The sequence below is a fragment of the Pseudomonas sp. P5_B2 genome (genome assembly GCF_056400445.1).
Genome location: NZ_JBFULH010000186.1, coordinates 1 through 7,799 on the forward strand (window position 1 = coordinate 1; position 7,799 = coordinate 7,799).

Annotated in this window: 8 protein-coding genes; all 8 read right to left on the reverse strand. The window is 59.4% G+C overall.

Going from position 1 to position 7,799, the window contains the following annotated elements; translation table 11 throughout:
- On the reverse strand, positions 1-1,340 hold a 1,340-nt coding region (locus AC1DRJ_RS15260), incomplete at its 3' end, for an AAA family ATPase (RefSeq protein WP_477802899.1).
- 10 nt (positions 1,341-1,350) lie between these two features.
- The gene (gene aroB, locus AC1DRJ_RS15265) at positions 1,351-2,451 is read right to left on the reverse strand and encodes a 3-dehydroquinate synthase (protein WP_477802900.1); all 1,101 of its coding nucleotides are present in this window, start codon (positions 2,449-2,451) and stop codon (positions 1,351-1,353) included.
- A gap of 151 nt (positions 2,452-2,602) precedes the next feature.
- On the reverse strand, positions 2,603-3,121 hold the full coding sequence (gene aroK / locus AC1DRJ_RS15270; RefSeq protein ID WP_223519958.1) for a shikimate kinase AroK: 519 nt from the start codon (positions 3,119-3,121) through the stop codon (positions 2,603-2,605).
- 4 nt (positions 3,122-3,125) lie between these two features.
- Entirely contained in the window at positions 3,126-5,204 is a 2,079-nt protein-coding gene (locus AC1DRJ_RS15275) for a type IV pilus secretin PilQ (protein WP_477802901.1), read from the reverse strand.
- 13 nt (positions 5,205-5,217) lie between these two features.
- A complete protein-coding gene (locus AC1DRJ_RS15280) occupies positions 5,218-5,745 on the reverse strand; it encodes a pilus assembly protein PilP (RefSeq protein ID WP_477802902.1) in 528 nt (175 codons plus the stop codon).
- Positions 5,742-6,365 carry a type 4a pilus biogenesis protein PilO gene (gene pilO / locus AC1DRJ_RS15285; protein WP_477802903.1) on the reverse strand — a complete coding sequence of 208 codons (624 nt, stop codon included), beginning with the start codon at positions 6,363-6,365 and terminating at the stop codon, positions 5,742-5,744. Before pilO ends, AC1DRJ_RS15280 begins: the two co-directional genes overlap by 4 nt.
- Positions 6,362-6,928 carry a PilN domain-containing protein gene (locus AC1DRJ_RS15290; protein ID WP_477802904.1) on the reverse strand — a complete coding sequence of 189 codons (567 nt, stop codon included), beginning with the start codon at positions 6,926-6,928 and terminating at the stop codon, positions 6,362-6,364. The genes pilO and AC1DRJ_RS15290 overlap by 4 nt, the downstream gene beginning before the upstream one ends.
- On the reverse strand, positions 6,928-7,799 hold an 872-nt coding region (gene pilM / locus AC1DRJ_RS15295; protein ID WP_477802905.1), incomplete at its 5' end, for a type IV pilus assembly protein PilM. The genes AC1DRJ_RS15290 and pilM, both read right to left, overlap by 1 nt.

Here is a 7,799-nt window from a genome sequence, read left to right on the forward strand (position 1 = left end):
CTCGTAGGCTGTCCGCCGTACCAGGTGCCGCCAGCGGACTTGGCTGCGGGGGCTGGTTTCTCGGCAGGCTTGGCGGCGGCAGCTACAACGGCAACCTTGGCTGGCGTTGGAGACGGCTTCGCGGCAGGTGCAGTCGGCGCTGGCTTGGCGGTTGCGACCTGAGTCGGCGCAGGAACAGGCTTGGCGGCCGATGTCGGCGCTGGACCCGGTTGAATGCCCGCTGGCGGCGCGACGGTGGTCACCGTTGGCGGTGTAGCGCTGGAACCCTCGACCGGCACGCCATCATCGCCTTCAGTGATACCACCGGCGGCTTCAGCCAACGGACCGCGCATGACCGGTTGCGAGTTGCCGACCAGCGGCAATGGCATTGGCTGCGAGTTACCGGCGAATTCGACGGAAGGTGCACCGCCGTTCGGCTGGGGTGAACCCTGACCGAGTGGCAGCTGCRCCTGTTCGTTGGCAGGTGCGCCAGCGGTTGGTGCTTTGCTGCGACCCGGAATCAACCAGGCGGCGGCTACCGCGACCACGACAACGGCGGAAATCGCCAATACGTGTTTCTTCGGCATGTTGAACCCCATTTTTGGACGCTTCACCGCAGAGCGGCTGGCAATCATGGCTTCGATCATTGCATCGCGGGCAACCTGGTTGATGTTGCCAGGCCAACCGTCGGAGCTTTCGTGAATATCAGAGATCTGATCCGCGGTGAAAAGTTCGATACCCCGACCGGCGCCTTCGAGCCGCTGGTCCAGATATTCGCGGGTTTCTTCTTCGGTGTAAGGCTGCAGTTCGATGACGTGGAAACGCTCTTCCTCAAGGCTGAGCGCCTCAAGCTGAGCGATCAGCGAGGACTCGCCAAACAGGAACACATGCGGGCGACCTTCAGGTGCACCGGCAGCCAGGGCCATCAGGGCTTCCAGAGCGGACTCGTCGAGCTGCTCGGCGTCATCCACCAGCAAATAGACTTCCTGACCAGTCAACGCCAGTTGCACCACTTGGGCCAGGATTGCGCCGATCTCGGCCTGCTCGACGTTCAGTGATTGAGCGACCTGGCGCAAGATGCCAGCCGAATCGCCAGCACCGCGAGCGGATACCACCACGCTCTGTACCGACTGCTTGTTGGTGCTGGCCACCAAGGCCTGACGCAACAGGGTCTTGCCACTGCCTTGCGGGCCTGTGACCACCAGCAGCAACTGGCTATAGCGCGCCAGGTGATGCAGCTGTCCCAGCACCGGTTTGCGCTGGGCCGGGAAAAATTTGAAGCCAGGCACCCGTGGAGCAAAAGGGTCATGACTCAACTGGTAATGGCCGAGGAAGGCCTCGTCGGCATGCAAACTAGTCATTGGGATCTTATTAACCTTTAAGCTGAGCCAGGGCGCGGTAATCCGCTCCCAGCGTGGCCTGTAAAACCTCTTTCGGATAATCGTCGGTCACCACCGCTTCGCCCATGTGGCGCAGCAGCACCAGGCGCAAACGACCGTCGATCACTTTCTTGTCAATTGCCATGTGTTCAAGGAAATCGGCTTCGGTCATCTCTTCAGGCGGGATGACCGGCAGGCCGGCGCGTTGGAACAGGCGAATACCACGGTCACGCTCTTGTTCACTGATCCAGCCCAGACGTGCGGACATTTCCAAGGCCATCACGGTGCCAGCAGCGACGGCCTCACCATGGAGCCAGACACCATAGCCCATGTGGGTTTCAATGGCGTGGCCGAACGTATGACCGAGATTCAATGTGGCACGAACACCGGTCTCTTTTTCGTCGGCACCGACCACCGCAGCCTTGGCGGCGCAGGAGCGCTCGATGGCGTAGGTCAGGGCGACCTGGTCCAGGGCGCGCAGGCGATCGACGTTTTCTTCAAGCCAGGTCAGGAACGGCTCGTCGCAGATCAGCCCGTACTTGATGACTTCAGCAAGCCCGGCGGACAGTTCGCGGGCCGGCAAGGTATTGAGGGTCGCGGTATCGATCAGCACCACGTTCGGCTGATAGAACGCGCCAACCATGTTCTTGCCCAGCGGATGGTTGATACCGGTCTTGCCGCCAACCGAAGAGTCGACTTGCGACAACAACGTGGTCGGCACCTGGATGAAATCAACGCCGCGCTGGTAGCAGGCGGCCGCAAAACCGGCCATGTCACCAATCACTCCGCCACCCAAGGCGATCACCGTGGTACGGCGATCATGCCGTGCAGTCAGCAGGCCGTCGAAAATCAGTTGCAGGGTTTCCCAGGTCTTGAAGGCTTCGCCATCAGGCAGCACCACGGAAATCACCGAGAACTGCGCCAGGCTGCGGGCCAGACGTTCGAGATAGAGCGGTGCAACGGTCTCGTTGGAGATGATCGCTACTTGCCGTCCGCGAATATGCGGGGCCAGCAGCTCAGGCTGATCCAACAAACCTTCGCCAATGTGAATCGGGTAGCTGCGCTCGCCTAGATCGACCTTGAGTGTCTGCATGTGTCCCCACAATGAAGATGGAATCAGGCGTCCTGCCTTGAATTATCAAATGTCCACGGTGCCTGCTGGTGTAACGCCGTTCGGTAATCATCCGCCACAACCTGGAATGGTCATGACAGGACGCCGAGGATAGCGCATTTCGCACTGCGCATTAACGGGGCGGCAGCTGTTGCAAGCGTTCGAGAATGTCGAGCACTACCATTCGTGGCGGCCGCTCATCGGTTTCAACCACCAGGTCGGCGATTTCCCGATAAAGCGGATCGCGGATCGCCAGCAGATCCCGCAAGGTCTTGGCTGGATCGGCGGTCCGCAACAGGGGTCGATTGCGGTCACGGGCAGTACGACCTACTTGCTGCTCGACGGACGCATGCAAGTAGACCACCCGACCACCGGCATGCAACGCCCGACGATTGGCTTCGCGCATCACCGCGCCGCCACCGGTCGCCAACACCACGCCATCGCAGCCGCACAGCTCGGCGATCATCGCCTCCTCGCGGTCACGAAAGCCCGGCTCGCCTTCTTTATCGAAAATCCACGGGATATTGGCGCCCGTGCGCAATTCAATTTCCTTATCGGAATCTTTGAATGGCAGGCGCAGCTCTTTGGCCAGCAACCGGCCGATGGTGCTTTTACCAGCGCCCATCGGTCCAACAAGAATCAAATTTCGCACAGAATCAATGACTCACAGCAATCGCCTGATTGTTCATGATACGCGGAGTGAGAAACACCAGCAGCTCGGATTTTTTCTCCGAAACCACGTCACGCCGGAAAAGGCGGCCAAGATACGGCACATCGCCGAGAAATGGCACCTTATCTACAACCTTGCTCTGAGTATTTGAGAAAACTCCGCCAATGACGATGGTCTCGCCGTCATTGACCAGGACTTTGGCATTGACCTCGTTTTTCTTGATCGGCGGCACATCCTGCACCTTGTTCAAGTAGTCAGGCTCGTCCTTGGTGACTTTGACCTCCATGATGATCCGGTTGTCCGGGGTGATCTGCGGCGTCACTTCMAGCGACAGCGATGCCTCTTTGAAAGACACCGAAGTCGCGCCACTGGAGCTGGCTTCCTGGTAAGGAATCTCCGTGCCCTTGAGGATTTTCGCGGTTTCCTTATCGGACGTGACCACCTTGGGCTGCGAGACGATTTCACCATTGCCGGTTTTCTCCATCGCCGTCAGCTCCAGGTCCAGCAACACATTGTCGGTGATAAAGGCGATGCCGATGCCCGACGTGCTGCCCGCTGCCCCCAGGTCGACAAACGGCGAATTGGTGTCGCCAGCACCCGGTGTACCAATGGTCGTCGAGCCCTTGCTGACTCCGGACGTGTTCCAGTTGCCCTTGTTCTGCACTGAACCACCCCAGCGCACGCCGAGGCTTTTGTCGTAGTCGACGTTGGCCTCGACGATTCGCGCTTCGATCATCACCTGGCGCACCGGAATGTCCAGTTGCGTGACAATGCGGCGAAGTTCATCGAGGTGTTCCTGGGTCTGGTAGGCAATGATGTTGTTGGTCCGCTCATCCACCGTGATCGACCCACGCTCGTCGGATTTCGCCTCGGCGCTGGTCACCGACTGAAACAGCTTGGCGATGTCGGCAGCCTTGGCATAGTTGACCTGCAAGAGCTCTCGTCGCAACGGCGCGAGTTTAGCGATCTGCTTTTGCGATTCCAGTTCCTGACGCTCCCGGGCAGCGATTTCATCGGCCGGCGCCACCAACAGAACGTTGCCGATCTTGCGCTTGTCCAGCCCTTTGGTTTTCAGTACCAGGTCCAGCGCCTGATCCCACGGCACGTTTTGCAATCGCAAGGTGATGCCGCCCTGCACGGTGTCGCTGGCCACCAGATTGAGGTTGGTGAAATCGGCGATCAGTTGCAGTACCGAACGGACATCAATGTCCTGAAAGTTCAGCGAGAGTTTTTCGCCGGTGTAGGCGAAGCGCTCTGAATTGCGCTTTTGCAGATCGTCGGGGGTCATCGGCCGGATGCTGACGGTCAGCTTGTTATCTGTCTGATAGGTCGAATAGTCGAAGGTGCCACCGGGCTCGATACTGATCGTGGCCCGGTCGCCCTTGGCACTGGCGTTGACGTATTGCACCGGAGTGGCGAAGTCCTTGACGTCCAGTCGCACGCGCAACTTTTCGGGTAATTGGGTCCTGGCGAATCCAAGGATGATTTTGCCTTCATGTTCCTGGATGTCCGGGACAATGGATGGATCCGACATGTCGATGACCACATTGCCTTCACCCTGTGTGCCGCGCTGGAAGTCGACGCCGCGAATGGCCTTGCTCACAACAGGGTAGATTTTTGCCGGGACCGGGGTTGTCGTCCCGGCATGAGACTCGCTCGCCGCCGGTTGCAATGCCTTACCACTGCCACCCTGCCCGATCACTACCAACAAATTGTTGCCTTCGACCTTCGCGCTATACGGAGTCAACTGCGTCAGGTTAATGATGAGCCGCGTACGCTCCTTGGCTTCCACCACCGTTGCGCTGCGGGCGTTGCCGCCGCCCAGGTCGCGATGTTTGCTCGCCAACTGACTGACCACACCGGGGAGGTCCAGCGCAATCCGCGCCGGCTGTTCGGTCGTGTAACCGTTGGGCGCAGGGGGCGGCCCATCGAAAGACAACTTCAACTCGATGCGATCACCTGGCAGCGCGGCAACATCCAGCGCTTTGAGGTTGGTCGCCAGCACCATCGGAGACATCATCGCTATCCATAGCGAAATACCGAGGGTTGAGAAAGTCCTGTTCATTATTCGAGTTCCACTATGAGTGCTCTTTCAAAGGAAGGGTCCGTGGTCGCTCCAGCCAGGCTCCTTCGCCGTCGGGTACGATTTCGACCACATCGACCTGTGAGCCGCTGATGGCGACGATCCGTCCATCGTTGCGCCCCAGGTAATCGCCGACTTTCAGCCGATGCACACCGCCCGCTCCGCGCAACAGCGCAAACGAGCCAGTGGCATTGGAGATCGTGCCGACCATTTCAAACTGCTCGATGTTGAACCCTTCGAGGTATTGCTTGATTCGATTGAGGTCGGGGTAGACGTTGTGCGAACCGCGCTTCTGCCCGGTCAGGTCCACTCTGACCTGTCGGGAAAACGGACTGCGCAGGTTGGCGGCGATGTAGGTGAACGTTGGGTAAGACCGAAACGTCGGCGTTGGTTCAATTTTGCCCGGGGCACGCAGTCGCATTTCGTTCATGTAGGCATCCAGGTCGCCGACATCGTTGCCATTGCCACACGCGGTCAGGCTGGCGAACAACAACACCATCGATAAACAACGGACCGGGCTCATTCCTGCACCCCGGTGTCGTTGTAGCGGTAGGTCCTGGCGAGGATGCTCATGCGCAATTTCGGACCACCTTCAGGATTAGCCGGAACAAGGTCGAAATCATGCAACGTCACGATCCGGGGYAGCCCGGCAACGCCGCTGACGAAGGTCGCCAGGTCGTGGTAGGCGCCGGTTACCGTGATCTGGATCGGCAGTTCGATATAGAACGGCTGGGTGACTTCCGGCAGCAGTTTGATCTCCTCGAACTCCAGCCCGCTGCCGAGGCCCGTGCGGGTAATGTCTTCCAGCAGACCGGGGACCTCGGTATCACTGGGCAATTGCCGCAACAGCAGGCCAAAGGAGACCTCCATCTCTTTCATTTGCTGGGTGTACGGCTCCAGATTCGCCGCCATGCGGGCTTTGGTCGCGAACTGCTCCTTGAGGGTCGACTCTTCCTGGCGCTTGAGATCCAACTGATTTTCCAGGTCACTGAGGTAAAGGGTGTACCCGAGCGCCAACACCAGCACCATCAATAGAACGCCCGCCATCGCCTTGATCGCTGGCGGCCAGGAACCCATGTTGCTGGTGTCCAGATCGCTGATATCGACATTGCGCAGCCCTTCTAACCATCGGGACGGGCTCATTGCTCATCCCTCACGGCAGCGGGCTGCGTCAGACGAACGGTCAGCTGAAAGACATTGGCCTGATCCAGCTGACCGGCAGTCGTGGCTTTGACCTTCGTAAGACTCGGGGCGTCGAACCAATCGGAGGCATCCAGGTTGCGCATCAGGTCCGACACACGATTATTGGACTCCGCAGCGCCATTGATGGACAGGGTTTTGCCGAGCATTTTCACTTCAGTGAAATACACCCCGTCCGGCAACGTACGCGCCAATTGATCGAAGATCCGGCCACTGATCGGTCGGTTTCCTTGCAATTCCTGGATGATGCGCATGCGTTCGACCAACTGCTGGCGACGGGCCTTCAGATCACTGATCTGTGCGATGCGCTCGTCGACCACTGCAATTTGTTTAGCGATGTAATCGTTACGGGCAAGCTGCCGATCGATGGCGCCGCCAATGAGCTGATCCGCGACCAGTACCGCCCCCACAGAACACAGCAGCACGCCGACCAACACCACGAGAAAGCGCTTGCGGCGTTCTTCTCGCCGCTCCTCGCGCCAAGGTAAAAGATTGATCCGTGCCATCAGTCGAAACTCCGGAGGGCGAGCCCGCACGCGATCATCAGCGCCGGCGCATCGCTGGCCAGGGCGTCGGCGTTGACCTTGCTGCTCAAGGCCATGCTGGAGAACGGGTTGGCCACCTGCGTCGGCATACCCAGGCGCTGCTCGATCAACCGGTCAAGCCCCGACACCGAAGCCGTGCCGCCGGCCAACAGAAGGTGATCGACCGTGTTGTACTGGCCTGCGGCAAAAAAGAACTGCAACGAGCGTGAAACCTGCTGCACCAACGCCTCGCAAAAGGGTTGCAAGACTTCGCCGACGTAGTCCTCCGGCAAACCGCCCTGTTTCTTCGCGAGCTCCGCCTGTTCGACTGTCAGGCCATAACGTCGCTGTATGTCCTCGGTCAGTTGCCGACCGCCGAACAATTGCTCGCGGGTGTAGATGATCTTTCCGTTGTGCAGCACGCTGAGGGTGGTCATGGTCGCGCCGATGTCCACCACCGCGACCGTCAGTCGTTCCTGAGAGGCGGCCTGCTGCGTCGAGAGCAACCCGAAGGACCGTTCCAGTGCATAGGCCTCTACATCAACCACGCGCGCGGTCAGGCCGGCCAGGGCCAGAGCTGCCTCACGGACCTCGACGTTTTCTTTGCGACAGGCGGCCAGCAGTACCGTCACCCGCTCGGGGTTGCGCGCGGACACGCCCTGCACTTCGAAGTCGATGGCGACTTCATCCAATGGATAGGGGATGTACTGATCGGCCTCGATATTGAGCTGGTTTTCCATCTCGTCGTCGGAAAGATCACCGTCCATCTCAATGATCTTGGTGATCACCGCTGAACCGGCCACAGCCACCGCCACGTTCTTGAGGCTGGTTCTGGCCTTGAGCAGTACACGAG